Source organism: Thiohalophilus sp. (genome assembly GCF_034521165.1).
GTDB lineage: Bacteria > Pseudomonadota > Gammaproteobacteria > UBA6429 > Thiohalophilaceae > Thiohalophilus.
In genome coordinates this window covers 1-25,930 of sequence record NZ_JAXHMV010000006.1, presented here as the reverse complement: position 1 = coordinate 25,930, position 25,930 = coordinate 1, and the positions used below count along the sequence as shown (strand labels likewise).

The window sequence follows — 25,930 nt, the reverse complement described above, 5'->3', positions numbered from 1 at the left end:
TCTGACGTCAACCTGATTCGACACAACTGTCCGGGTAAACAGTCAGTTCTTTCCTGTGTCGATGCGTGTCCGGATCGGGAATCGCCTCGATCCCGGCAATCGATTTGATATAGTAATCGGGCAGTCCATGTTCCCGGGCACCACGGAGCACATGTTCCCTGTACCATACATAGGGCTTTAATGTTGGTTCTATCCTGGTGGCATAAAAGGTTAGCGCACTGAGGCTGTTCCCGTCATCGATATATATCGACACGCGCTTCTCTTCATAACCCTGCCCCAGTCCCTCGTGCCGATCCAGTTCCGGTTTTTCCTCTGGCGCGATATTAAAAACAACGCCATGGACCACGTCGCTCTCATTTCCGGTCTGTTCAATATCGCACTTTGCCGAACCATCAACGCTTTTTTTGTGAAAGCGCAAGCGATGTCCAGGGAGCCGGGCAATGGTTACGGATCGGGCCGAAGGGACTCTGGCCAGGAGGCGATGCGACGACATATTGGAACCATAGGCAAAATAGAGCATTTTTTGATTCGAGAGTTACTTGCCGTTTTCAAAAACCATGGCCGGAATAAAGCGCCGGTTTGTATCACACCGGATTAAGGGAGATCATAGTCCAGGGCGGCAATAATCTGGTTCAGCCGCCCCTGTTCACCTTCGTCACCCGGTGTCGCATGGGCATTGGCGGCCGCGCGCGCCTCATCCTCAATACGGGTGATATATTGTTCATTACAGGCACTGACGGCCTGCTTGAGCGTCTCCAGCAGCGGCGGGATTTCCTCCGGCTCGCGCACCCAGGTTTCAATAAACAGGCCCCGGGACGGGTCGATTTTGATCGAATGCCCCTTTTTGGCATTGAGCCGATTGAAATCCTCACACCATGCTTTGGGCGCCTGGTGGGAGAGTTTGAAATAGAGATCGATATAGGGCTCTTTACGTATCCGCGGCGGGCGTGTCTCGTCAATACCACAGATTTTTATATCGCTGATACCTTCCATTATTACCTCTCATCATCTTCGCTTACATCGCGGGCGAATCCAGCATACGCGATAATTGCCCTCGGTACCCGACAATCCGCTCCGGCACCCTCACTGCGCCGGGGGAGCGGTGCGAAGGTCCCGACCGGGATTAATTAAACGACGCCGTTTCCATTTCCAGGTAGATGCGATAGGCATTGCCCCGGTTGCTGGCGTCGAAGGCCGGCATGTCTTCATAACCCGACCAGTCGGTATTGCGATAGGCCTCATCAAACGGCACGAAATCCCGCGCCGCCGCGCCCATTTGTTCACGCACATAGGTCAGATAGTCATGGGTAAAACGGATCGCCTCGTGCACATCGTCGGAGGCATCGCCATGGCCCGGAATAATAAAGCGCGGCGTCGGTTCCATCTGCTCCAGATAATCCAGCCCCTGCAGCCAGCGTTCGACATCCGTATCCGGGCTGTCCAGAAAGGGAATGCGACCCTTGTAGATCACATCGCCACTGAACAGTACGCCGTGTTCCCTGACCAGCATGATGCTGTCGCCCGGTGCATGCGCCGGCCCCATGTGGCGCACCTCGAAAGTCAGACCGCCCTGCTCAAAGCTATAGTTTTTTTCGAAGGTGGTATCCGGCCCCACCAGGTAGGTATTCTCGTCCACCCACGGGAACAACGCTTCACGACGCTGCTCCAGGCGTCGCTGTGCCGCCTCGCCCTGGCTGGCGCGATCGCCGCCCACATAACCCAGCGCCAGATCTTGTGCGATCACCTCGGGACTGCCGGCATGCTCGTCGAAGGCCTGCAGGCCGTAGATATGATCGGCATGGTAATGGCTGATCACCACGTGAGTGACCGGCTTGTCGGTCACCTCGCGGATCCGCTGCAGCAGCCGATAGCCCAGCGCCGGCGTGCCCAGCGCATCAAACACCACCACCCCCGTGTCGGTCACCACAAATCCGCCGTTGGAGGTATGCCCCTCGTTCACCGCATCGGGCACGCCCGACTTGCCGATAATGTAATACACTGGCGCCTCCGGCACCTTGTGCAGTTCAAACGGCAGACTGACCGCGCCGTAAGGTGTTTCGACCGGTTCGGCCAGGACCGACCAGCTCATCAGAGCCAGAACAAACACAACCAGACCACGCACGTTATTCACTCCCTTGCCCGGGGAACTTCCGGGACAACCCATTATAAAGCCAGGCGACGATCACCCCGCCAATCACCCCGTCGGCCAGTCCGTACACGGTGCCCAGCAATACCGTACCGACCCCGCCACCGGGATGAAAACCCGGGTAAATCGAGGCGACCACCTCGAGAAACGCAACGCTGTACCCCGGCCAGATCAGATTCGCCAGGCCCGTGAGCAGAATCACCCCGCCCCACAGAATTCCCAGAGTCAGACCCAGTGCCAGTACCTGCAATTTCATAAGACCTCCTTTTCCTCGCCAACGGCTGTCAGCAAAACAAACTATTTATATAGTACAGGCGTAAACAGCCCGGGACCAATACAGACAATGTGGAATGCAACGGCCGGGATAAGGTCTCACCGCACCGCGACGGGTCGACATGGTAGGCCTTATTTGAGTGCGTCATACACGGAGAAGAACTGGCTGCAACATTCCTCGTTGCCCTGATCGTAATAGAGCGCATTGAGAACAAAGTCGACCGGCGGATCGAGCAGCTGGCCCTCGAGCAGGGTGTGATAGGAGGCCCCGCCGAGCAGGCGGTGGACCTGGGTCAGATACAGCCGGTTGATCACCCCGGCCGTCACCAGCGTCTCCAGCACTCCCGTGCCGGCGATCGAATAAATACAGCAAAAGCCCTCGGCCCTCAGCGCCTCGATCAGCGCCCGGCCCTCCACCTTGCGCCCCTCCCCGGCGATCAATACCGTCGCCCCGGCAGCGCGCAACGCCCTGATCCGTTCGGGATCCGCCTGCGCCCCGGTGGCCACATACACCGGTCGATCCAGTTGCTCGCACAACACCTCCAGCGGCAGATCCAGGCTGGCACTCAAAACCACCACCGCCGGCTGCGGCGCCAGCCCCTGCGCGCGGCGCCATTGATGCAAATCCGCATAGGCCGGATCGTCACTCAGCGGCAACGCATCCTGCGCCTCCCCGGCGGCAAAATCCCGCACATAGCGCGCACTGGTCACCAGAATATCCGCCTGCGCCGCCAGCTCCTGGTACAACCGCCAGTCGCGCGGATTGGTAATCGCCGCCGGCACGCCCTTCTCCCCCGTCTCCGGGTGCGCAATCGCAATCCGCCCGTCCAGGCTTTCAATAAAGTTACTGTACACCAGCGGCGTCTCCTGCAACTGCGCCCGGTGCAGGGCGTGCTGCAGATACAGCCCCTCCAGGGCAACATCCTCCTCGCGGGAGGGGAACAGGCGGGTGAGTGAGTTACTGGTGTGCAATGTAGGGTTTCCGCGTGATATTGAAAAGGTCATTAGAATTTAATCCCTTCGCCATCTTTTTTCCAATTCATTTGATGCCGCCTGTGCTCGGCGAGGGCAAAACCCAGCAGCAGCCAGAAGCCACCAACAAGGAAGCCGGCCGCAATGTCACTCGCGTAATGCAGGCTCAGGAGTATGCGACTGAAACCAACCAGGGCAATAAGCACAGCGGTCCAGTAGATCACCTCGAATCGCTGGCGCACGCCGGAGAGATGGACAGCGAGGAGATAAGCGATAAAGCCATACACGGCCATAGCGCTTGTCGCATGGCCGCTGGGGAAAGAAGGCGTTACGGCAACAACGTCCGTGACGAATTCCGGTCGTGGCCTTGCGATCGCGTACTTGCCCGCATAAGTGGTAATCTGCGATCCGAGCAGGGTCAGCCATAGCGGGGCGATCATATAAATGTGACTATGCGCCCATAGCAGGCCTGTCGTAACGAGCGCTACCGCGACCAGGGTCGCTGATCCGCCCAGTTCGGTGATCCAGGCGAATAATGTGACAACCACATCCGTGCGAACTGTAGCCAGTTGCTGATTAAATCCCTCATCAAAGCGGACAAGTTCGTCCGCCTCGAAAAGTTCTTCTACCAATCCACCGAGCAGGGCGGCAATGTAGAGCGCCGCTATCACAACGAGCGTCAGAGGAAGACCTGTGAACCGTTCTGGTGTCAGCCTGGCTTTCAGTAACTTTGTCGTCGCAGGAAACTTTGCCTTGATCTGCGATCCCGCGGCTGAGATATCATCTTGTTCCCGGGCTTGTTTGAGAAAAATTACCGTTTTGTCGAAAAAATGCGTAAAAAACCGGAGTCCCCACCAGGCAAGTAGACGAAGTACGAGGATCATTACAAGCATCGACAGAAAAACAACCACTGTCCAGGTCATCCATATCTCCGCCGGTTAATCCGGAAACGAAAAAGGTTATCACTCTTTTCTACGGTAAATATCCATAATCCGTTTGTACATCAACCTTACCTTAACGCAGGCGTTTCTTTGCATCCAGCGCCAGGGTGCTGGCATAAATGCTTCGCACATTCCTGGCAAACTGTTCCACGGAGAAATCAGCGGCGAAACCGAGTGCCTGTTTAGCCAGCTTATCGCGAAGCTCGTCATCTTCCAGCAATTTTTTCACCTGCGCACGCCAGAGCTCCTGTTTTTCCGGCGTTTTAAAACCATTGAACCCGTCGCGAACCACGTCATCTATACCGCTGGAGCGTACAGTGACTACCGGCAGTCCGGCTGCCATAGCCTCCAGGATCACCATGCCCTGAGTTTCGGATATGGAAGCAAAGAGAAACGCATCACCAAGCCGATACCAGATTGCCATATCCTCGGGCGGAACAGGCCCCACAAGGGTGAACTGTTGTTTAAGACCAAGTTGATCTATCTTCTTCTGCAGGCGATCTTTCTGATGACCGTCTCCGATCATCAGTAACCGGAAGGGAATATCCGTCTCCCTGCGCAGGGCATCGATCGCCTCAATCATGAAATCAATATTTTTCTCGTTAGATAACCGGGAAACGCTTATAAAGACCCTCTCATTTTCAAGACCGAGATTAATACGTAATTGTTCAACGTCTTTTTGGCTGACTTCCTGAAAGCGTTCAAACTCAATACCCGTGGGCTGAACAAAGATCGGGGTCTTGACGCCAATCATCCGCAGGTATTCTTCGGTTGAATAAGTAGGCACAATCACGCCATCACATTTATTCGCAAAGCGCTTGACCAGCGCGTGGGAGATCAGGTTGCGGAACAGCATGCCAGGTAGCGGAACAAAGTGTGCGTAGTGCTCCAGGCGGGTATGGTAGGTATAGATTGCCGGTATTTTCATCCGCCGGGCGATGAACAGACCCAGCGAACCCAACCAGAACGGGTGGTGCAGATGCATAATATCCGGATGGAAAGCACGAACACGCTTGCGGATATGTCCAGAAAAGATATTGGCCAGCCTAAACTCCTGTTTCTTTCCCAAGGCCAGCAGTGATGGTATTCGCAGGACATGATTTTCCACTTCCGGTTTCCGCTCGTATTGTGGCGCGACGATCAACAATATATCCCCGAGTTCTTGCAGCCCTCGCCGCAGCCGTTCTATCGAAAGAGGGACGCCTCCGATAAACGGCAGATAATTGTTGGTAAACATGACCACTCGCAGAGGATTCTCCAGCCAGGGCGTCGGATCCAGATCGTAATCAGGATAGTAATCCTTCCCAATGAAGATAACGCTATGGAGCTTGAGCGCGATGGCACCGAACATGGCCACAATCAGCAGAAAGTTAATATAGCCGGTATAAAACAGGGAATAGATAAAGAACCAGAAACTTTCCAGCTGCTTGAAAACAGGATGCAGGCCAACGTCCAGGCGCTCCAGGCTGTGACTCACCTTGCCTTTTGGACTTACATTCACCCGGACCATATGATAGAAGCTGCTGTCATTGTTCATGACCAGCCCTCCTGCACCACCGGTAGTAATAAACCAGGTATTCCCAACGGCCTTTTCCGAGTACACGGACAGGTTGGAGGAAAAAACCCGGTCAATGTTGTGCTTATCCACGGCCCGAAGTAAGGCCTCCCGGAATTCCGGCGGGCCCAGGTAGTCCTCCGGTTGATCGAACGGGATATCATTTTCAGGCTTGAACAACGGGTGACCAATGAACAGGAACCGGGCACCGGAGGCATCCTGGTTCAACAAGTCGTTAAGCCAGCGAATCTGCCAACGCCATGGCGTTTTACCCGTGCTGTCCAGAAAAATCAGTCGGCTGTTACCAACTCTGATGCTATAAAAATGGGGCCCGAAATGGTCGTAAAAACGGTGACTTCCGAAATTCTCGTACTCATTGGCACCAAAGGTGAGAAGATAAGGGATGTTAAGGTGGCCCAGCGAGCCATGGAGTGCCTGATATTTATCTTCGCCACCACCGCTGACCGCATTCCCGGCTGAAACAAGAAAATCAATGCCAGAGGCATTCAGTTTGGGAATGATATAATCCTCAAAGACACCCACCGAATTATTGATATTACCCACCACCGCAAAGCTAAATGGCTTGTCATCCGTAATTTCACGATGAATTTTCTCAACCTGCTCTGTGTGCGCCCCCTGGAAATCTTCAACAAACAGATTCAGATAGGTTTTGTAGCCAACCAGCAAGAACACGGCCAGGAGACTGAGGTAGTACAGCCACTTGAGAGGATTTCGAAAATTCACCTGACTCTCCGGTGATTCATGACAAGCTCCTTTTGCAATACTATCAGCCCAATGATCATACCCAGATAAATGGTCAAAAATCGCCAGCTCACGATCACCAGAAGCAGGTGATTACCGGAAAGAACACTCTGGAAAAAACTGCCGAAAACCCCTTCGGAAATACCCGCAGCACCAGGCGTGGGAGAAAAATACATGATAAACGTCGTTACTACCAGAAGACCGAGCGACACCAGATAATCCACATTGTAATCAAGACTATACATCAGCAGTGCAGGGAAACTGAACAGACTGAGCAGGAAAACCGCAGTAAACAGAATCGACAAACCGATAAACAGAAGTCGACCACGAATATAGTCACTGAAACTTTGGGAGAATCGCAGCATTTCTCTGCGCGCTTTGAATTGCCAGCGGCGGTGCCGCGTCTCACTGATGATATGAACCCGGCGAGCCCCCCGCAAGAGCGCACTGAGTGGTCCGATAAGCCAGTGAGCACGTAACAGCAGAACGATGAAAAACCCCAGATAAAGGACAATAAAAAAGGCCAGTGCAGTCTCTACACCTCCCGCGATCATATTCCCTTCCAGCGGTTTGAGTGTTAGCAAAAAAAATGGGGTCAGGGAAAATATGAATAGTATGGCAAGCACGGTTCGAATGGTTGTCGCGGCAGTAGCCCTGCCAACCGGGACCCCATGATTGTGCAAATACCAGATCTGGGCAAATCCGCCGCCGGTAGCCATGGGCGTGATATTTGAAAAAAACAGGTTGATAAACACCAACCGAAATATAGCCCTGTAAGCGAGGTGATGACCCAGGGCCCTGAGAGTAAAGTGCAGCCGCAACCCGTCTGACACGAAATAAACCAGCAATAACCCAAATAGCGCAATGAGGGTCTCAGGGGCAACAAGCCGGGTATCAAAGGTCATGCTGCGCCCGGCAAACTGCTCATAAACGGCATACAAGCCGGCAGCGGTCAGTACAACAAAGAGCAGACTGAATACAATCAGCCTTTGCCGGGACGCCCGTCTCGAATATTCAATCTCGCCAGAGTCAACCATGGGCTACATATCGGTATTCGAAACGAACAGCATAGGTTTCCCTGCTTTATATATATGATAAGGGATCAGGCTAGTGCAGTAAGGGCTAAATAAAATTTACTCATACCCGATCACCTCCCTGTAGGGTGGAACAAGCGAAGCGGTTCCACCTGAACCCGGGCAAAGCCTGGATCCGTTGCGTTGCTCCTTAATCCAGGCGACTCAGTAAAATGGACTGGTATTCGGAAAGCTTATTGAGATTTCAAATATTAACGCACATAGTTCTCGTTTGTCATCGCCCCTTTCTTGCTATTTATCCTGACCCGGAATTTAGCTTATAGTTCGATTAGCCAGCAAATTTGAGAACCACATGCAAATTGGTATTTTAATTATCGGTGATGAACTGTTGTCCGGCCGGCGCCAGGACAAACATCTGGCCCACGTGATAGGCGTACTGGCACAGCGCCACCTTGACCTGTCCTGGGCCCGCTACGTGGGCGACGATGAAACCAACCTGGTTGACAGCTTCCACGATATCGCCACCCGTGGCGATTTGTGCTTCAGCTTCGGCGGCATCGGCGCCACCCCGGACGACATCACCCGCCAGTGCGTGGCCAGGGCATTGAACCTGCCCATCGTCCGCCACCCCGGCGCCGTAAAAGAAATCGAGACCCAGTTCAGCGAGCGCGCCTATCCCAACCGTATCCGGATGGCCGACCTGCCAGAGGGTGCCGGACTCATTCCCAATCCCCGCAACCGCATCCCCGGCTTTTCCGTGGGCCACATCCACTGCCTGCCCGGCTTCCCGGAACTGGCCTGGCCGATGATGGAGTGGGTGATGGAGAACCACTACCCCGATCTGCACGGCGCCGAGACGACGCAGTATGTAATGAAAATCCACGACGGCCAGGAAAGCGAGCTGATCGCACTGATGGAGCAAATCCAGCGCGACTACCCGTCGCTCAAGGTGTCCAGCCTGCCGAGATTCCTGGCGAACGGGAAAAGTGAGATCGAAATGGGGATCAAGGGTGAGAAAGCCGAGGCGCAAGCGGCTTGCGAGGCGATCAAAACTGAACTGCTGGGGCGTGATCTGGAAGTAACGATGTTGTGAATTAAAAACTGAATTGAAAGCAATGTTTCGCTGGTGACGGGTTAAGCTTCACCCCCTCTTTCACCTTTTTCTCTGTTTTACAACGGATTGTCCGACCCGAGCCAGAAACCGAGATTCTTGTCCAGGAACTCCGACCACGGCATGTAATGGGAACCGTCACAGGAGAAATTCAACCCCACCATGCCATTGAAGATGTTGAGCGAGCCCGCGCGCAGATAGATGTTTTCGTCCATGAAGCGCAGATCCCGAAACGTGCGAAACACCTCCTTCACACGCTCTGCCGGGATCACCGCCTCGTCAGAGTAGCTATGCTGCGACCAGGCCAGGCAGATCGCCGGATCGGTGAGATCCTCGATATCCAGGATACGGTAACGGAACGGGTCCTCGATCAACCACAGGGTGGCCCGGGAACTGGAGAAATGCAGCTTGGCATGGAACACTCCATGGACCTCCACCAGTTCCGTTACCAGCGGCAGGACTTCATCGATACGCCGATCCATCAGACTCTCGGAACGCTGTTGCAGAAACAGCCCGCCCCGAATCGCCGGATCGCCCTTGATCTGCATCCACTGCTCCGGCTCTTTATAGACCTGCCGCGTCAGGGGTAATTCACGCAGATCGAAATCCGCCCCCAGGTAACCCAGCAACCGGCCCTCACCGTCCAGGATACGTTGAATCGCCGTGAGCGACGGACGCCGGGCGTTGCGGCTGATATAGGCATCGGACAGCGAGAAAACCTCGCCATTGAGCGCCGCTGCCATATACGGCCGTTCGCTGCGATCCCGCCCGAAACTCTCCGGCAACAGCCCGTCGTAGCTCACATTGGACGTGATCTGGTGTGCCTTCTCATCCAGGATGTAAAGGTATTTGCAATAAGGCAACGCCTCATAGCCCCGAACGAGGCAGGCCTCCAGCTTCTCGCGATCCGGCCATACCGCCCGGCAGGCGTCCGCCAGATGATCCAGCCGCCCCGACAGACGGCTGCGCAGCAGCATACGCTGGCTGGCAACGGCAGTTTGTAATGCTTCACCCATAGCTGGACATACTAAAGATAAACCGTGCCGAAAGGCAATATTCTCTAATAGTGGAAATGGCCAATCTTTAACCCCGGGTTACCCAGGACCTAGTAACCGTACCCACCAAGGCCACCCATAAAGCCGGCAATAAGTGCAAACAATAAGGCAAGTATGATAATCGCCGGGATACGGTGTTTTTCAAGATAGTTGTCGCCTTTTTCGTTCTTAAGCCGCTTGCGGTTGCCGTTCCGGATTGAGGGCCGTTGGACCCACAGCGCACCAGTTCCGCGTCTTACCCGACCAGCGCTGCGGATTGCATGCTTTGGCTTGTTCATAAATCCGCTCGCGCTGTTTCAGTATCGGTTCGTCTTCCCCGCGATGACGCTGCGCCGGCGTTATAAACTTCAGCGCACTGTGGCAGTGCCGGTTGTTGTACCAGTCCACAAATTTCAACACCCAGGTTCGGGCTTCCTCCAGGGTGGCAAAGCCCTGCGACGGCCAGGCCGGACAATACTTCAGTGTCCGAAACAGCGACTCGGAAAACGCATTGTCGTTGCTCACCCGTGGCCGGCTGTAGGATGGCGATATACCCAGATCCGCCAGCTTGACCCGCAGTGTCTGCGATTTCATCGGACTGCCGTTGTCCGCATGCAATACCAAGGGTTGGCGAAAACACCGCTCGGCCAGCACGGCGCGCTCAACGAGGGGCGCACCGAGCTCGCCGGCCTCCCGTTCGTGGACTTCCCAGCCGACGATTTTGCGGCTGTAGATGTCGACGATGAGGTACAGGTACCAAAACAGTCCACGCACCCGGCTTGGCATCCAACTGATATCCCACGACCACACCTGGTTCGGCCCGTCGGCCACATGCGTGGTCGGCGCCTTCGTTTTCTTCGGCGCCCGGGCCCGGCCCCGGTGGTGCAGCTGGCCGGCCGTATTGAGCACACGATAGAAGCTCGACTCACAGGCGATATACTCGCCCCGATCCGCCAGCTTCGGCACGATCTGACTCGGCGGCAGCGAGGCGAACTCGGGGTCATTGCACACCGTCAAAATGCGTTCGCGCTCCTGCGCTGTCAGCTTGTTCGCCGGGTCGGGCCTGATCGCCTGCGGGCGTTGATCGGCCTTCACTTCCCCGTCTTTCGTCCACCGCTGTACCGTGCGCAAGCTCACGCCCACTTCCTGGCAGGCCCGCGCTTTGCGAGCGCCGGCGCACACTGCCTCATCGATATACCCAATCAGTTTGTGCCGCTCCGGGAGCGAGGTCAGCCTTCCTCGTCGTCCCCCCAGAGGGCGTTCAACTTTTTTCGCAGGGCCAACAAGGCGGCGGTCTCCGCCAGGGCCTTCTCCTTGCGGCGCAGTTCTTTCTCCAGGGCTTTGATACGCTGCTTGTCGCGCCGAGATTGCTCGCGCTCTTGCTGGCGCCGCTCGGCATCAGTGACGGCGCCGTTGACACACGCGGCCTTCCAGGCTTTGACTTGCTCCGGATACAGGCCTTTCTCCCGACAATACGCACTGAGCTGGGCTTCGCTCAGGCTGGCGGTTTCAACCACAACAGCGAACTTGGCCGCCGCCGACCAATCCTCACTCTGTTTACCACTTCCCGGCACAGGGGCTCCTTGTTCTTTGGCTTGTTGACGCCAATTGTACAAGGTTCCTTCACTGATGCCTTCCTCACCAGCGACCTCCGGAATGGACCGATTGTGGGGTGGCAGGAGCTTGTTCAGCACCGCCGCTTTACGTTCTTCAGAATAGCGTGGCATACATCCTCTAAACCGCCCCCTGTCTGTTAATTGACCAGTTCAGTAGAGGCGACAACTATCCTGACACAGGGGGGATAGACGCGATTGCCCATTTCACCATAAACACCACCATAGAGATGAAAGGCATCCGGATATCAGTAACAACGACGTTTTCCTTTTCCATATTTACTCCCCCCTTATTTTCGGGTTGATATGATCAGAAAAGCAGAGTCAGGTCATATCCTTTGGATTTAGATAGGCAAAAGGCAAGACCTGACCCCGAGTTTGTTAACAGGTAAAAACCGTTCGACTTTTTCGCTATATCAGCCTATTTGGACAAATCCGGACAACCAGTTATGGTCCCGTCTGCCCATCCGGTGAGCGTCGTGATCATGGTTTCAGGTGCGAAATAACCATAATAAAACTTGAGGTGTGATTTGTTAGCAGAAGTCGGTGTAACGTCCAATACCAGGGTGTACTTCCCACCTTCCGGTATTTTCGATGGCGTATAAGCACCTTCCATGTTCATCTGGACTGCAAGCTCGATTTTCTGTTGTGATATTTTCAGTGTCGGGTTGTAGTCCATCAGTGATGTATTGCAACTTTGTTGCCCGACACCAGTTTGAAAACAGGAAGTACGTTCGTAGGTAACATCGAGACACCGGGTTGTTCTTTTTTTTAAAGACTCACCTATCTGACTTAACGATCGGTTCACTTCGACTTCTTTCACATTCCCGTAGAGACTTCCGAGTGTCATCTCCCTGAACTCTTGCAAATTCATCGCCTGTTTTGTCGCACAACCAGACAAGAGACTAACAGCGACAAGTGAAATAACAAGAACAAGACCTTTCATAATCAACTCCTTTTAAATTAAACGCACGCAAACCTGAAGGTAAAAAGTGATAAAAAGGTGTCAGAGGGATTTAATTTTAACCAGCCAAAGTTATTGCTCATTTTTTAGGTGAGTAGACCGGTGGAATTTCACCGCCAGTCTCTCGCAGAACCGTACGTGATACTCTCGCATCATACGGCTCCCATTATCCGGTCGTTGTGCCCAAGTAATTGCCAATGGAAAAATAGCCGTGGCTGTCTTTTTGCCACTCGACTTAGCCACTTAAAACTCTGCCGCTTATGGCCCTTGAGTTTCTTGTACTTACGTCGAGCCCAGGTTGACAATCGTTGATCAAGGTAATCCATCAACGATCGCATCTCGGTTTTGTAAAAACAACCATAATAATTCCACCAGCCTCGTAGTATGGGGTTGTACTGTTGTGCCAGCTTCTCCAAGGTCGCAAACGTCTGTCGATGCAATCGCCACCCTTTGATGCTTTGTCGCATCCGTTTCAAGGCCTCTATACTGACCGCCGGCAAGAAGCTGGTGAACCGCTTGCCGCTGCGGCTTATCGCCACGCGCGGTTTGAAAGTAAAGCCCAAAAACGTGAATTGCACCTGTGGGTAGTCCTGCTTGCGGTTGCTGTCCTTGCAGTACACCACCTTGGATTTGTCCGGATGCATTGTCGGTAAGCAGTCTTGTAGTCGGTCACTGATTTCAACCAGTAACCGTTCCGCTTCTGCTTGATGGTGACAATGTACCACCGCGTCATCCGCGTATCTCGTAAACGGACAGCGCGGGTGCTTCCTTACCATCCATTTATCAAAGGCGTAATGCATGAACAGATTCATCAGCAAGGGGCTGATCACGCCGCCTTGAGGAGTCCCCTTATCCCGCGGGATAAGTTGACCATCCACCGTCTCAAACGGCGCGGTTAGCCAGCGCTCGATATAGAGCAACATCCACTGTTCCTTGACATGATACCTGACCGCGTTCATCAGTAACGTATGGTCAATATTGTCAAAGGCACCCTTGATGTCGAATTCCACCACCCAGTCATACTGCCAGCACCGCTGGCGAGTCACTGCCACCGCCGCCTTCGCGGACTTCCGGGGTCGGTAACCGTAGGAATCCGGGTGGAAGTGGGGCTCGATCAGGGGCTCCATCGATAACTTGACCACCATCTGGGCAATCCGATCGGAAACCGTCGGCACACCCAGACAACGTTTTCCGCCATCCTTCTTGGGGATCTCAACCTGCTTGACAGGCGGTGGGAAATAGCTGCCCGAGGACAGCCGATTCCACAGCTTGTAAAGATTCCCCTTGAGGTGCCGTTCAAACTCGGCGAGGGACTCACCGTCCACACCCGCCGCACCTCGATTGGCTTTGACGCGTTTGTAGGCCTCCCATACCACGTACTTGGATATTTCTAACGACTTTGTTGTGTTCATCGGCTCTTCCTCTTCACCGAGTTGACCGTTTTCCACAACAGGATAACGCCACCCCTTCGCTCCACAGCCATTACAGCCGCTTCAGCACTACTACGAGTGGCTCCGCCTCTGGACCTTTGCATCGGTATTCTTCCTCGCGGGGGCTGCCCGCTTGTCATTTCCCTTGGCATCAAAGACCAGGTTCCCACGTTCCGTATCGAAGCCTGCACCAGACTCATGCCGCCTTTACACCGGCTGCCGCCTGTACGGTAAGCAGGTCGCCTACAGGCTTTGTCCCGGGGAGAGGGATCGTCCCCGGTTTTGACAGCATATTTCAGGGACTGACGATGCGTCATCAGCGGTTCGTTTGCACTCATCTTTCTGGTACCCACCTGACGTCTTTAAACAACGCCTTTTCCTCGGTCGCTCACCACCACGCCTTTTGAACGCAGCAGCACCGGGCGGTTTGAAGCCGACCCCTGCAGGCAGACTCCGGGAGGCCAGACTCCCATCTTCGATACAGCTCCACAGATGTTAATCTATGTTCGTGGCACACATCCCTACGTCCCTTTTTCAATGCAAAAGGCAAGACTTGACCCCAGGAATTTTGCGCAATGTGCTAGCACGATTAGGAATTAATATTGGGAAATTCTGTAAACAAGTTTGGATTAAAACGTTACATCCCATCAGAAATACGCGCAAAAATCCGAAAGGATTCTGGGTTTGGGTGTGTAATATGCGGGTGTGTTCTAATAGATTATGAACATATTGATCCTGAATTTACTAATGCAAAGGAGCACAATCCAGACAATATGACTCTACTTTGTATCAATTGCCATGGGAGAGTATCAAGAAAAATTATATCAAAAGAGGAAGTTTGGAAGGCAAAGAAAGATCCAAAAGGTCTGCAGGATGGATTTGTTCATGATCTGCTCTTTGTGGACACTGAAGAAATGAATATAAGAATCGGAAGTTTAGAAACAAAAAATACAAATATAATATTGACGTTATATGGTAAGCCAATAATTTGGTTTGAACCTCCGTATATAGAAGGTGAGCCAAGTAAATTATGTTCAATTTTTCATAATGATACTGGTAAAGTGATATCGTATGTTAATCGAAATCAATTTATCGCATATACAGATAGCCAAGATATAAAAAGTGAGTCTACGGAGCTTGCTATAACTTCAGAAAGCATTAAATGTTTAGTGATGAATAGGGAAGGTGGAGAGATATTATATATTTCTAGAATGAATGGCAGATATTTGGATGCTGCTGTATCGATTGATAATAATGAAGCAGTCACATTGAAGATAGGTGAAAGATCTATAACCCTTTCTGACGTTGAGATGGAGGCTTGCGGATCTGCTATTTATATGGGAAATCCTCCTTCGATGGTAAAATATAAAAAGGTATTTTTAGCAGTTATGATGGCTTGTCGTAATAATACGATACATATAACAAATTTGAAAGAGAGAAAAGTAGGTGCCATATTTGGTGAGGAAATTTTTAACAATAATTATGAATTGGTTGGCTTTATCCGTGGGAGCAAGGTATTTAGCATTACAAATGAATATATTGGGAACCTTATAGATTCTAAAATTGCCTACAAAGATGATTGCTATGAAAATGGAGAACCAATTTATATATCGAGAGAAAATAGGGAATTTAAGAATAGAAATCCTCACATTGGATATGATATTAGCTTTAGACTCTTTGGTTCGCAATAAATAATCCGAATAATAGGGGACAGACTGAAAAAAGGCGAAAAAGGGGGACGGAGACTGACGGATCCCCACAAAATCAAGCATAACATTGCGCTCCAAACTGCCTGCGGAGCGCGCCTATTGCTCGCTTGAAGTCGGTCTCTCGAACGTCCAGCCCCTTTTTCTGTATCACGCGACACCCCAGGTAAAATAGTGACAAGACATTCCGTACTTTGATGGTATTAGCCTGATAGTATCGGTGCTCAAGAAAGGGGTCGCCCATAAGTCGTCGCCTGTCAAGTGGGCGAGCGAGAACGAAGTGAGCTCACCCTAAAAAAGTGGCTTCGGTTCGTCAGGCCGTGCGCCCGATTTTTGGTTGCTGTCTGCCCGTCAAAATTGACGTGCTTCAGTCACCCATCAGGATCAAGATGGTCCGCGCTGCCGGTGGCAGGTTGGCGGTCATCCCTGGCAGCGTCGCTGCCCCACAAAATAATCGGTACCCCGGTGCCGCTAGAGGGAGTCAGTGTCCGGGACTTCTCGTCAGTCGCCTTTGAGCTGACACCGCGGGCACGCCAACTAAACCGAAGAAAATGATTTCGGTGCGCGATATTCAGTGGACCGGGCTGGCTGCCATACCCCTTTCGATCTGCGCACCGAAAAACCGATTAACCAAACGCACGGTTCACCTCGAATTTTGTACCGTTCTTTAACATGTGATAACAGGCCCGACTGAGCTTGTTGGCAATCGTTTTTTTGGCCACCATCTTTGGGACCTTTTTGCACTTGCGCTGGTAGTAGTGCTTGATGGTCGGGTTCCAGATGGCGGCATAGTGAGCCGCCTCCAGGTACGCCATGGCCAGATAGCGGTTGCCGTTTTTGGTGTTGCCTTTGCCCTTGGACTTGCCGTTACTGATCTTGTCCGACGGCACACAGCGGGCATAGGAGGCATAGTGGCCGACCTGGGCAAAGCGCTCGATCGGCCCGGTCTCCAGCAGGATCGTGGGCCCCAGGATCTTGCCGATCCCGTGAATATTTGGGGTCAGAGTAAAAATAGAATCGTCTGGTTTTGAGTTTTTACTATGACCCTAAATATTCTCTGATGGGTCAGGGCACCATGCGCGCCTCCTCCGGGCTGTTCCTTCTTCCGCTGCGATGCTCGGCGGCGTCTAACGGGAATGAAGCACACTAGATGGGTTAGGGGAAACCCTGATATTCAAACAGAAATCAGGGGTGGGTGAGTCGAAATACCAGAAAATGCTTGCTAGTATTGAGGTTAATTATGAAATATCTGGACGTACGTTCGTATTTTCAGCTTTATCCGGATTTAGGCGAACGGCCGCCTAATACCGTAAATTACGAACGGCCGTCTATTTAACTGTTATGCAGGCCAATAAAAGATGATCGCACTTTTTAGAAATTTAATTATATTTTCATATGTAGTATATGCGGTGTTTTTCTTTATGCCGTATTTTGAAATGTATTTGTATGAAAAAGAAGTGTTAGATGCTCTCTCTTGGTCAGGGTATGGCGCCATTGTCTCATCAAACCAAATAGTTAGTTATATATTCTTTCTTGGGTACACGATTTCTTTACTTGGGCTGTTCTACTTTAAGTCGTGGGCGAGAACCTTATTTATTATATTAACAACGCTTTCAGTAATTTTAACTGCTCTTTCTGGGGTAAGTGTATTGCCTGGCGTCGAAGGTGCACTCTTGAATATGACTATTCTAGCTGATGGCGCAACAATCGCTATAATGTATTTTACATCAATTAGTGCAAAATTTAGTCGTTAATGCATAACAAATCGTTTAACTATGCAGGGCTTCCAGCCCTACGTAGACTCTCAAAAGGCTATCGCCTTTTGAGAGCCCGTTAACTCAGGCGTTAAGCATCATAAACCAAATTGAGGTGACTCATGGGAAATAGTACTAAGGAATTAGAGGCTGGAGCCTACGTCAAATCAATGTACCTACTTGGTCTTGCGATAATAATTTTGTCGTTTCTAGGAAAAGTACCCTACGCACTAAAGCTATTATCCCAGATGGGGGGAAACCCAAATATTATTAACCCTGTGTTGGCAATTGTCTTGATTGCTGTTGCATTGATAGTTTTGATATTTCTTGGGGGTAGGTTTCTTAATATTGCACGAGGAAAAATTAAACTGGACGCTTTTATTTATGGCAAAAGCACTGTGTATTTAAGAGTATTTGGTATGGTTTTATTAAGCTTAGGTGTTGTGGTCACAGTACTTGTTTTCGGTAGCATGTTTATAGTTCGCGGCGGTGGGCAGATGCTTATAGCAAGGTCATTTTCTTTTGCCATTCCCCTGGGGCTTGTTCTGTTTGAGCTGTCGAGGTTAAGTGGTTTTGAAAACAAATATATAAATAATGATGCTTAACAAGACGCTCGTGTGAGACGCTTCGCCGCGATGCGGCTCGCGCCCCACAGCTTGGCGTTATATGGCAATAGGGGATAGGAAGTGACATACACATGCGCATCCTGCGGCGAAGTGCACGATGACTTGCCTGATCTGTCTTTTGATCGGCCGAGTTACGCGGCAGCTGTGCCTGAAAAAAAGGGACGGAGGGATGTGTGCCACGAACATAGATTAACATCTGTGGAGCTGTATCGAAGATGGGAGTCTGGCCTCCCGGAGTCTGCCTGCAGGGGTCGGCTTCAAACCGCCCGGTGCTGCTGCGTTCAAAAGGCGTGGTGGTGAGCGACCGAGGAAAAGGCGTTGTTTAAAGACGTCAGGTGGGTACCAGAAAGATGAGTGCAAACGAACCGCTGATGACGCATCGTCAGTCCCTGAAATATGCTGTCAAAACCGGGGACGATCCCTCTCCCCGGACAAAGCCTGTAGGCGACCTGCTTACCGTACAGGCGGCAGCCGGTGTAAAGGCGGCATGAGTCTGGTGCAGGCTTCGATACGGAACGTGGGAACCTGGTCTTTGATGCCAAGGGAAATGACAAGCGGGCAGCCCCCGCGAGGAAGAATACCGATGCAAAGGTCCAGAGGCGGAGCCACTCGTAGTAGTGCTGAAGCGGCTGTAATGGCTGTGGAGCGAAGGGGTGGCGTTATCCTGTTGTGGAAAACGGTCAACTCGGTGAAGAGGAAGAGCCGATGAACACAACAAAGTCGTTAGAAATATCCAAGTACGTGGTATGGGAGGCCTACAAACGCGTCAAAGCCAATCGAGGTGCGGCGGGTGTGGACGGTGAGTCCCTCGCCGAGTTTGAACGGCACCTCAAGGGGAATCTTTACAAGCTGTGGAATCGGCTGTCCTCGGGCAGCTATTTCCCACCGCCTGTCAAGCAGGTTGAGATCCCCAAGAAGGATGGCGGAAAACGTTGTCTGGGTGTGCCGACGGTTTCCGATCGGATTGCCCAGATGGTGGTCAAGTTATCGATGGAGCCCCTGATCGAGCCCCACTTCCACCCGGATTCCTACGGTTACCGACCCCGGAAGTCCGCGAAGGCGGCGGTGGCAGTGACTCGCCAGCGGTGCTGGCAGTATGACTGGGTGGTGGAATTCGACATCAAGGGTGCCTTTGACAATATTGACCATACGTTACTGATGAACGCGGTCAGGTATCATGTCAAGGAACAGTGGATGTTGCTCTATATCGAGCGCTGGCTAACCGCGCCGTTTGAGACGGTGGATGGTCAACTTATCCCGCGGGATAAGGGGACTCCTCAAGGCGGCGTGATCAGCCCCTTGCTGATGAATCTGTTCATGCATTACGCCTTTGATAAATGGATGGTAAGGAAGCACCCGCGCTGTCCGTTTACGAGATACGCGGATGACGCGGTGGTACATTGTCACCATCAAGCAGAAGCGGAACGGTTACTGGTTGAAATCAGTGACCGACTACAAGACTGCTTACTGACAATGCATCCGGACAAATCCAAGGTGGTGTACTGCAAGGACAGCAACCGCAAGCAGGACTACCCACAGGTGCAATTCACGTTTTTGGGCTTTACTTTCAAACCGCGCGTGGCGATAAGCCGCAGCGGCAAGCGGTTCACCAGCTTCTTGCCGGCGGTCAGTATAGAGGCCTTGAAACGGATGCGACAAAGCATCAAAGGGTGGCGATTGCATCGACAGACGTTTGCGACCTTGGAGAAGCTGGCACAACAGTACAACCCCATACTACGAGGCTGGTGGAATTATTATGGTTGTTTTTACAAAACCGAGATGCGATCGTTGATGGATTACCTTGATCAACGATTGTCAACCTGGGCTCGACGTAAGTACAAGAAACTCAAGGGCCATAAGCGGCAGAGTTTTAAGTGGCTAAGTCGAGTGGCAAAAAGACAGCCACGGCTATTTTTCCATTGGCAATTACTTGGGCACAACGACCGGATAATGGGAGCCGTATGATGCGAGAGTATCACGTACGGTTCTGCGAGAGACTGGCGGTGAAATTCCACCGGTCTACTCACCTATTTATTAACCAGCTTTCTTGATTTTACTGTATCGGTCAAAATTTAATCTCTATGAGGTTCCCCCAATAAAACGGACAGTTTAATTAAGAGGCGAACCTCGCCTCATAGTCTACCGGACTGACGTAACCCAGGTAAGAGTGACGCCGCCGTTTGTTATAGAAGATTTCCATGTACTCGAACAAGCTGCGTTTGGCCTCGTCTTTGGTTCGGTAGTCTTCATGGTCAACCAGTTCCGTTTTCAAGGTTCCGAAGAAGCTCTCAGCCACGGCATTGTCCAGGCACTCGCCTTTTCGACTCATGCTGCACAGCAGGTTATTGTCCTTCAGCATCTTCTGGTAATCGCCCGAGGCATAAGTGCTGCCCTGATCGGAGTGAACGATGACAGAGTCGACTTTACCTCGACGCCACACGGCCATGGTCAGCGCATCCTGCACCAGTTTCGCGTTGTTCTTGTTACCCATGGCCCAGCCCAGTATCTGGCGGGAATAGAGTTCAAGGACAACCGCCAAGTACAACCAGCCCTGACGGGTCGGGATGAACGTGGTATCCGAGACCCAGGCTTTGTCAGGCTCGACCACGTTAAACTGGCGTTGCAGCCGATCCGGGGCAGGCTTCAGGGTGTTTTTTGAATCGGTGGTGATCACAAATTTTCTCGCCATCCGGGACTGAATGTCATTATCACGCATCAGGCGGGCCACGCGGTTCTCACCGACTTGCTCGCCCGATTCGAGCAGGTCGCGATGAATACGGGGTGAACCGTAGATGCCGCGACTGGCCCGGTGAAACACCGTGATCTTACTCAGCAGTGCCCGATTCTGTTTGGCCCGGGTACTCTCCGGACGATCCCGCCAGTCGTAGTAACCGCTGGCAGAGACGTCCAATATCTGGCACAGCCGGCTCACCGTATAACGAGCCGCTTGCTCTCGTATGAACGCGTACTTCACGAATGGTCCTTCGCAAAGTACGCCGTGGCCTTTTTTAAAATCTCGACCTCCTCCTTCAGACGCTCGTTCTCCTGGCGCAAGGTGGTCACCTCGGACTGGTTCTCTTTCTTTGGCCGACCCCGTTGGCCGGAAAAGGCCTGCTCACCTTTGGCCTGCAGCTGTTCTTTCCATTTGTAGAGCTGATTTCGGCGGACTCCCAGTTCCAGGGCAATCTCAGCAGCGGAACGATCGGACTCTTCCATTAGCTTCACCGCTTCGGCCTTAAATTCCTTGGTGTATGTCTTGTAGGGCTTGCGTTTTCTTGTCATCTTTTGGACACTCCTTAATCAGTATTGTCTCTGATTTAATGTGTCCGTGAAACCGGGGGAGGTTCACTACGTCCCCTTTACCCCAAATATCTTTAAGTATTTATCAGTGAGCTTTAACTACCACGATACCCATATGGGTATTTTAGAGCAACCTTCCTACTCTCAACCTTCCTTTCTTCTCTAGTTGGATCATGGAAATACCAAATATTAAATTTCCTTTCGCTAGGCAAAGTATCGTATTCCAAGGAATCCCAGCCCAAATGATGCGCAATACAGTCTCTAATAAATTTTTTAGTTATATTTTTGCTGTTCCTATGCCAGGTTTCCATCACAGCTCCGAGCATCAAATCGCACAACTGTATCGCAGGCGTATCCTTTGAGTCACGAGTAACAACTGCTTTAACTGGTGAGCGTGCACGGAACCTATTGTTAAGGACATTATTAGATATTACTTCGACCGCCTCATCGGCTTTATCATATCGAGAAGCAATAGGGTCAACGTAAACTCTAAATTCGTGTATCCGATCAGGAAACCTTTGTAGCGCCTTGCGTATTTTAGTTGTCAAAAGCATAGTAAAATGCTTTCGTCGAGCAAGATCCCAATCACCCTTATGGAACTCATCTTTCCGTACTATTTCTTTTCTAATGACTAGGCAATGGAATGCTAGCCATTGTCGTTGAAAGAAATAAGAGATAAGTTCCTCATAAAACGGACGATATCCTGCCCTGGTTGCACGCGACCACTTACATTCTTCTTCAAAACCGTGGTTAGCTAAGATTGCCCTAAAATCTGCTATAAAGTCACCACGTCGCTGCCATTTTAGCCAAAGGCTCCCGAACCCATAATGAGGAGCACCATGGGTACCTGATTCATCACAGGCAATTAACCAACTTCTTGTTCCGATCTTCTCCGTATTGCCCCCTTATGAATCCCAAAAGCTATTCAGACTGATTCAGCAACTTCCCTCACCTAGACAGACTCTACCTACCACGGTAAAAAGTCAGAAATTACCCCTAATCCTAGCAGGGGAGAAGAGCTTTTTCGAGGTTGGCAGGGCATCGTTTATTTCGAAGCATCAGGGTTTTCCCTACGCCATCTAGTCTGTTTTTGATCCCGTCAGACGCCGCCGAGCATCGCAGCGCAAGGAGGAACAGCCCGAAGGGTGCGCGCATGGACGCGCGCACTCGCCAGTCGGCACAGGGACGTGCCGTCTGGCGAGCCCGACTGGAGCGAGAAGCGCAGGGAATCGGTTTAGCCATTGGAAATGGCTGAACCGGCGGTGTCTTTCGGGCGCGTTTTCTTTGGTTCGTTTCGTTGTCGCGTTACAACGAAATGAACCCGAGGCGCGCTGGCGGGTCAGCGCTTTCAAGATCAAGGCCGCCCGGAGGGCGGTCATTTAGGAAGTAGATTTTGATCACCCCTCCCTAACCCTCCCCTTGAAGGGGAGGGAATAAAGCCAGAACCGCGAGAGCTTGCTTTCAAAATTCAGCTCGCCCGGAGGACGAACATTCAGATAGAAGCTGGATACCTGATCACCCCACCCTAACCGTTATTCCGGGCATCCTGCCCTCCACCCTTCGGGCCAGCCTTGGCTGTTCAAATCTGTTCCCGACAGATTTGTCCCTTGAAGGGGAGGGAATAAAATCTGAGTCGCGAGAGCTCGCTTTCAAGATACAGCTCGCCCGCAGGGCGCTCCTTCTATATCCCCAACCACCCCTCAAACGCCTCCCTGAACATCGGCCGCCCGATATAAAACCCCTGCCCGATGGTCACACCAAGCTCCCGACACTGATTGAGCTGATATTCATCCTCGATCCCCTCGGCCACCGAGACCAGCCCGAGCTGGTCCGCCAGGGTCGCCGCGGCACTGACGATCGCCCGGCCCCAGGGCTTCTCCAGATTCTGTACGAAATACATATCGATCTTGATAATGTCGATTGGCAGATCCGCCAGATAGGCCAGTGAGGAATGGCCGGTGCCGAAGTCATCGACGGCGATCTGGCTGCCGCGCTCCCGAATCTCGGAAAGCGTATTTACCGCCCGCTTGGGCTGATCCATGATGCCGGTTTCGGTCACCTCGAAATGAATCTGTTCCATCGGCATATTGGCGTAGCGAAACTGGTCCAGTAACCGTTCCAGCATGTCCGATCGGCGGAACAACGCGGAACTCAGGTTGATGGCCATACTGCCCTCAAAGCCCTGTTTCTGCCATCGATTCAGATCCCTTAATCCGATCCCCAGGATGTCCTCGGTCAGCGGCATCATTAACGGCGACTGTTCCACAAAGGGAAGAAACTGGCCGGGCGGAATGGCGCCCTTTGAAGGATGTTCCCAGCGGCACAGCGCCTCGACGCCGACACAGGCGCCGGTTTGCAGGCTAACCTGTGGCTGATAGGCAAGCCGGATACCGCTCTCATCTTCCAGTGCCTGCTCGAGATCCAGCATCAGCCGAAAGCGATAGCGCTCCTCCTCGTCTATCGCCCGGTCGTAGGTAGCATAGCGACTTTCCAGAGTAGTCGCCTGGTGACAGGCAAACACCCCCGTGCGCACCAGCTCAGCCAGCGAATCGGCGTGGTTGGGATAGTGACTGATGCCGACAAAAGCATCCAGATGGTAAGAAATGCCCGCGACATTAAAGGGCTCGCGCAGGATGTCAGCCAGCGCCTCGGCCTGATGCGTGGCATGCATGAAGCTGCCGTTTTGCAAAAGCACGGCAAACCGTCCCTGATTGATGTGATACGGTGTCGTTTCCTCCTCGGCGGCGTCCTGAATACGCCGTCCGACCTCCCGGATCGCCATGTCGCGTTCCACCGGTCCGAAGGTCCGCAGAATAAAATCCACGCCCTCGATATCGATCACCAGCAGCACCAGGGATAGCTCGCCGGCATCCGCTTTCTCCAGGAGCGGTTTCACGTCATAGTAGAAACTGTCCCGGTTCGGCAGCAGCGTCCGGGAATCCTTGACGCCGGCGTTCAGGCCAAGTTCACTGTCGGTCGGTCTGTTTGGCATAGTTCACACTCCATGTAAGCCTTGTTGCCGTTGATATTTTATTATTCGGCAAACGCCATCATTCCTTTAACAGGACCAGTGAAGACACAGGGATGGCCCGTCGCTCCCTCCCCAGAATATTAGCAATATGGGTGGTTGTTTTCGATGCAATCCGGGGTTGGATTCCGGGTCGCGCCTCCAGCTTGCCCGGAATGACGGGAGTGCCGAAGAGCAATCCTTTATTAAAGACTGGATTATCTCGCCACACTCCCATGGCTCGCCCTGCGGGCGCATTAAAGTGCGACCAAATTTGTTCCCGACAAATTTGTCCGACTCAAGACCGGCATAACGGAAATGCCGCAGAATGGACACCCAAACAGGACTTCTTACTATCTAAAACATAAACGTCAGACTGGCGCTGATCGCTTCCTCATCAACAAATCGTCCCTGAACATCAATCGCCAGGCGATCCGACGGCAACATGGTGATACCCGCAAAACCACCCATAATCTTATCCGATTCGGTTGAACCGAAATCATAGGTGCTTCCCCCGGCTGTGGCAGTAGCAGAATAATCGTTTCCCACAAACTTTACGCCGGCGTAGGGGGTCATAAAACCCAGGTTGTAACTCATTCCCAGTGCGGCGTGCCATTCCTCATATTGCGCCTCAGCGTCAACATCGACCTGATCATGTGTATAGGCCGTACCGTTCACCGTTACACTGTCATACCCCATTTCCTGAATGGTCCGATAGCGAAGATCGGCGTTAATTGCCAGTCCGCCTTTATCTTGATACACCACAAAAGCGAGACCCGCACCCCAGACAATTTCATCCTCAAGCTCAAACGTCACATCACCGTTCGACAAACTCGCACGATACTCCATATCCTGTGCGGCACCGAAATCAAGATACAAATCCACCCGATCGGCGACAGAATAGATCAGGCGAAACGTGTTGATATTGCCTTCTACTTCACCCTCATAGTCTTTCAACTCAATCTCGTCAATAAAATCACGGGTAAACCCGAGACCAACCTGGGCCTTGAACCGACCATCCTTGCCTTCATGCAGGGTACCTTGTATCCCTGTAGCGCCGGACGGCAAGGTTACCGGTGCCGCATGAACAACCGTTATGGAGACTGCAAGCAATGAAACAGCAGAGATTGAAGTGAAAAGTTTTTGCATGACTGATGACTTTTATTATTTATTTCTACCAAGAATAAAGATCCTTCCGACCGGGGTCAACGTAGCCTTTCATGTCGGGGTTTTCCCTGATGTCTTCCAGTCGGTTTTAATCCCGTCAGACGCCGCCGAGCATCGCAGCGGAAGGAGGAACAGCCCGAAGGGTGCGCGCATGGACGCGCGCACTCGCCAGTCGGAACAGGGATGACGTCCAGGGAAGGACTAATACCCAAAACACTCGCTTTGCTCATGGGGCAGGCTCTGTCGCGGGAGGCAGGATGCCGGGAGCGACTCGAATTTGGACAGCCGGAGGCTGCACGAAGTGCGAAGGCCATGGACGGCCTTCGTCAGATGAACCCGAGGCGCGCTGGCGGGTCAGCGCTTTCAAGATCAAGGGCGCCCGGAGGGCGATCATTTTGAAGAGAAGTGGGTTTGGATCACCCCTCCCTAACCGTTATTCCGGGCATCCTGCCCTCCACCCTTCGGGCCAGCCTTGGCTGTTCAAATCTGTTCCCGACAGATTTGTCCCTTGAAGGGGAGGGAATAAAACCTGAGT

The 25,930-nt window shown here is 52.3% G+C and carries 24 protein-coding genes; 6 read left to right on the top strand and 18 right to left on the bottom strand.

The features are described from left to right. Positions 1 to 7: 7 nt before the first annotated feature. From U5K34_RS04255 to U5K34_RS04220, 8 genes are all read right to left on the bottom strand, one after another. Entirely contained in the window at positions 8 to 520 is a 513-nt protein-coding gene (locus tag U5K34_RS04255) for a gamma-glutamylcyclotransferase family protein (RefSeq protein ID WP_322567252.1), read from the bottom strand. Between the two features lie 74 nt (positions 521 to 594). Beyond that, on the bottom strand, positions 595 to 993 hold the full coding sequence (locus tag U5K34_RS04250) for a hypothetical protein (protein ID WP_322567251.1): 399 nt from the start codon (positions 991 to 993) through the stop codon (positions 595 to 597). Between the two features lie 130 nt (positions 994 to 1,123). Continuing rightward, entirely contained in the window at positions 1,124 to 2,089 is a 966-nt protein-coding gene (locus tag U5K34_RS04245) for an MBL fold metallo-hydrolase (protein WP_416224027.1), read from the bottom strand. A gap of 34 nt (positions 2,090 to 2,123) precedes the next feature. Next, positions 2,124 to 2,402, bottom strand: a complete 279-nt coding sequence (locus tag U5K34_RS04240; protein ID WP_322567249.1) for a hypothetical protein — start codon at positions 2,400 to 2,402, stop codon at positions 2,124 to 2,126. A 149-nt stretch (positions 2,403 to 2,551) separates the two neighbouring features. Then, positions 2,552 to 3,391 carry a RibD family protein gene (locus U5K34_RS04235; RefSeq protein ID WP_322567248.1) on the bottom strand — a complete coding sequence of 280 codons (840 nt, stop codon included), beginning with the start codon at positions 3,389 to 3,391 and terminating at the stop codon, positions 2,552 to 2,554. A gap of 32 nt (positions 3,392 to 3,423) precedes the next feature. Then, positions 3,424 to 4,314, bottom strand: coding sequence for a phosphatase PAP2 family protein (locus U5K34_RS04230; RefSeq protein ID WP_322567247.1), 891 nt, complete (start codon positions 4,312 to 4,314; stop codon positions 3,424 to 3,426). 91 nt (positions 4,315 to 4,405) lie between these two features. After that, positions 4,406 to 6,631, bottom strand: a complete 2,226-nt coding sequence (locus U5K34_RS04225) for a glycosyltransferase (RefSeq protein WP_322567246.1) — start codon at positions 6,629 to 6,631, stop codon at positions 4,406 to 4,408. Further along, a complete protein-coding gene (locus U5K34_RS04220; protein ID WP_322567245.1) occupies positions 6,628 to 7,686 on the bottom strand; it encodes a lysylphosphatidylglycerol synthase transmembrane domain-containing protein in 1,059 nt (352 codons plus the stop codon). Before U5K34_RS04220 ends, U5K34_RS04225 begins: the two co-directional genes overlap by 4 nt. A gap of 349 nt (positions 7,687 to 8,035) precedes the next feature. On the opposite strand from U5K34_RS04220, the gene U5K34_RS04215 reads away from it, so the two are divergent. Then, positions 8,036 to 8,776 carry a competence/damage-inducible protein A gene (locus U5K34_RS04215; RefSeq protein ID WP_322565080.1) on the top strand — a complete coding sequence of 247 codons (741 nt, stop codon included), beginning with the start codon at positions 8,036 to 8,038 and terminating at the stop codon, positions 8,774 to 8,776. 77 nt (positions 8,777 to 8,853) lie between these two features. Here the strand turns inward: U5K34_RS04215 and U5K34_RS04210 are convergent, their stop codons facing one another. The 4 genes from U5K34_RS04210 to ltrA (U5K34_RS04195) all read right to left on the bottom strand — a co-directional run bounded on the left by U5K34_RS04210 (position 8,854) and on the right by ltrA (U5K34_RS04195) (position 13,817). After that, positions 8,854 to 9,810 carry a PDC sensor domain-containing protein gene (locus U5K34_RS04210; protein WP_322567244.1) on the bottom strand — a complete coding sequence of 319 codons (957 nt, stop codon included), beginning with the start codon at positions 9,808 to 9,810 and terminating at the stop codon, positions 8,854 to 8,856. 207 nt (positions 9,811 to 10,017) lie between these two features. Then, positions 10,018 to 11,555 (bottom strand): IS3 family transposase gene (locus U5K34_RS04205; protein ID WP_322567243.1). Its coding sequence is split into 2 segments (ribosomal slippage): positions 10,018 to 11,093 and positions 11,093 to 11,555, totalling 1,539 coding nucleotides; the frame shifts between segments, so codons are not numbered across the junction. A 307-nt stretch (positions 11,556 to 11,862) separates the two neighbouring features. Further along, complete coding sequence (locus U5K34_RS04200; protein ID WP_322567242.1) at positions 11,863 to 12,387, bottom strand: hypothetical protein; 525 nt, start codon at positions 12,385 to 12,387, stop codon at positions 11,863 to 11,865. Between the two features lie 170 nt (positions 12,388 to 12,557). Further along, positions 12,558 to 13,817 carry a group II intron reverse transcriptase/maturase gene (gene ltrA / locus U5K34_RS04195; protein ID WP_416224026.1) on the bottom strand — a complete coding sequence of 420 codons (1,260 nt, stop codon included), beginning with the start codon at positions 13,815 to 13,817 and terminating at the stop codon, positions 12,558 to 12,560. A 620-nt stretch (positions 13,818 to 14,437) separates the two neighbouring features. Between ltrA (U5K34_RS04195) and U5K34_RS04190 the strand changes: the two genes are divergently transcribed. Further along, positions 14,438 to 15,526 carry an HNH endonuclease signature motif containing protein gene (locus tag U5K34_RS04190; RefSeq protein WP_322567240.1) on the top strand — a complete coding sequence of 363 codons (1,089 nt, stop codon included), beginning with the start codon at positions 14,438 to 14,440 and terminating at the stop codon, positions 15,524 to 15,526. 641 nt (positions 15,527 to 16,167) lie between these two features. Here the strand turns inward: U5K34_RS04190 and U5K34_RS04185 are convergent. Further along, positions 16,168 to 16,524 carry a transposase gene (locus U5K34_RS04185; protein WP_322567274.1) on the bottom strand — a complete coding sequence of 119 codons (357 nt, stop codon included), beginning with the start codon at positions 16,522 to 16,524 and terminating at the stop codon, positions 16,168 to 16,170. Between the two features lie 375 nt (positions 16,525 to 16,899). Between U5K34_RS04185 and U5K34_RS04180 the strand changes: the two genes are divergently transcribed. The 4 genes from U5K34_RS04180 (at position 16,900) to ltrA (U5K34_RS04170) (ending at position 19,886) form a co-directional block, all read left to right on the top strand. Continuing rightward, positions 16,900 to 17,295 carry a hypothetical protein gene (locus U5K34_RS04180; protein ID WP_322567239.1) on the top strand — a complete coding sequence of 132 codons (396 nt, stop codon included), beginning with the start codon at positions 16,900 to 16,902 and terminating at the stop codon, positions 17,293 to 17,295. A 122-nt stretch (positions 17,296 to 17,417) separates the two neighbouring features. Further along, positions 17,418 to 17,900 carry a hypothetical protein gene (locus U5K34_RS04175; protein ID WP_322567238.1) on the top strand — a complete coding sequence of 161 codons (483 nt, stop codon included), beginning with the start codon at positions 17,418 to 17,420 and terminating at the stop codon, positions 17,898 to 17,900. An 81-nt stretch (positions 17,901 to 17,981) separates the two neighbouring features. Beyond that, positions 17,982 to 18,221 carry a DUF2199 domain-containing protein gene (locus tag U5K34_RS16015; protein ID WP_416224021.1) on the top strand — a complete coding sequence of 80 codons (240 nt, stop codon included), beginning with the start codon at positions 17,982 to 17,984 and terminating at the stop codon, positions 18,219 to 18,221. 405 nt (positions 18,222 to 18,626) lie between these two features. Beyond that, positions 18,627 to 19,886 carry a group II intron reverse transcriptase/maturase gene (gene ltrA / locus U5K34_RS04170; protein ID WP_416224025.1) on the top strand — a complete coding sequence of 420 codons (1,260 nt, stop codon included), beginning with the start codon at positions 18,627 to 18,629 and terminating at the stop codon, positions 19,884 to 19,886. A gap of 148 nt (positions 19,887 to 20,034) precedes the next feature. Here ltrA (U5K34_RS04170) and U5K34_RS04165 read toward each other — a convergent pair whose 3' ends face one another. From U5K34_RS04165 to U5K34_RS04145, 5 genes are all read right to left on the bottom strand, one after another. After that, a complete protein-coding gene (locus tag U5K34_RS04165; RefSeq protein WP_322567236.1) occupies positions 20,035 to 20,895 on the bottom strand; it encodes an IS3 family transposase in 861 nt (286 codons plus the stop codon). Beyond that, complete coding sequence (locus tag U5K34_RS04160; protein ID WP_322567235.1) at positions 20,892 to 21,203, bottom strand: transposase; 312 nt, start codon at positions 21,201 to 21,203, stop codon at positions 20,892 to 20,894. The genes U5K34_RS04165 and U5K34_RS04160 overlap by 4 nt, the downstream gene beginning before the upstream one ends. A gap of 113 nt (positions 21,204 to 21,316) precedes the next feature. After that, entirely contained in the window at positions 21,317 to 22,087 is a 771-nt protein-coding gene (locus U5K34_RS04155; protein WP_322567273.1) for a DUF3800 domain-containing protein, read from the bottom strand. An 815-nt stretch (positions 22,088 to 22,902) separates the two neighbouring features. Beyond that, a complete protein-coding gene (locus U5K34_RS04150) occupies positions 22,903 to 24,213 on the bottom strand; it encodes a bifunctional diguanylate cyclase/phosphodiesterase (RefSeq protein WP_322567234.1) in 1,311 nt (436 codons plus the stop codon). Positions 24,214 to 24,585: 372 nt separating this feature from the next. Beyond that, positions 24,586 to 25,377: a hypothetical protein gene (locus tag U5K34_RS04145; protein ID WP_322567233.1), complete on the bottom strand. Its 792-nt coding sequence runs from the start codon at positions 25,375 to 25,377 to the stop codon at positions 24,586 to 24,588. Positions 25,378 to 25,930 lie beyond the last annotated feature (553 nt).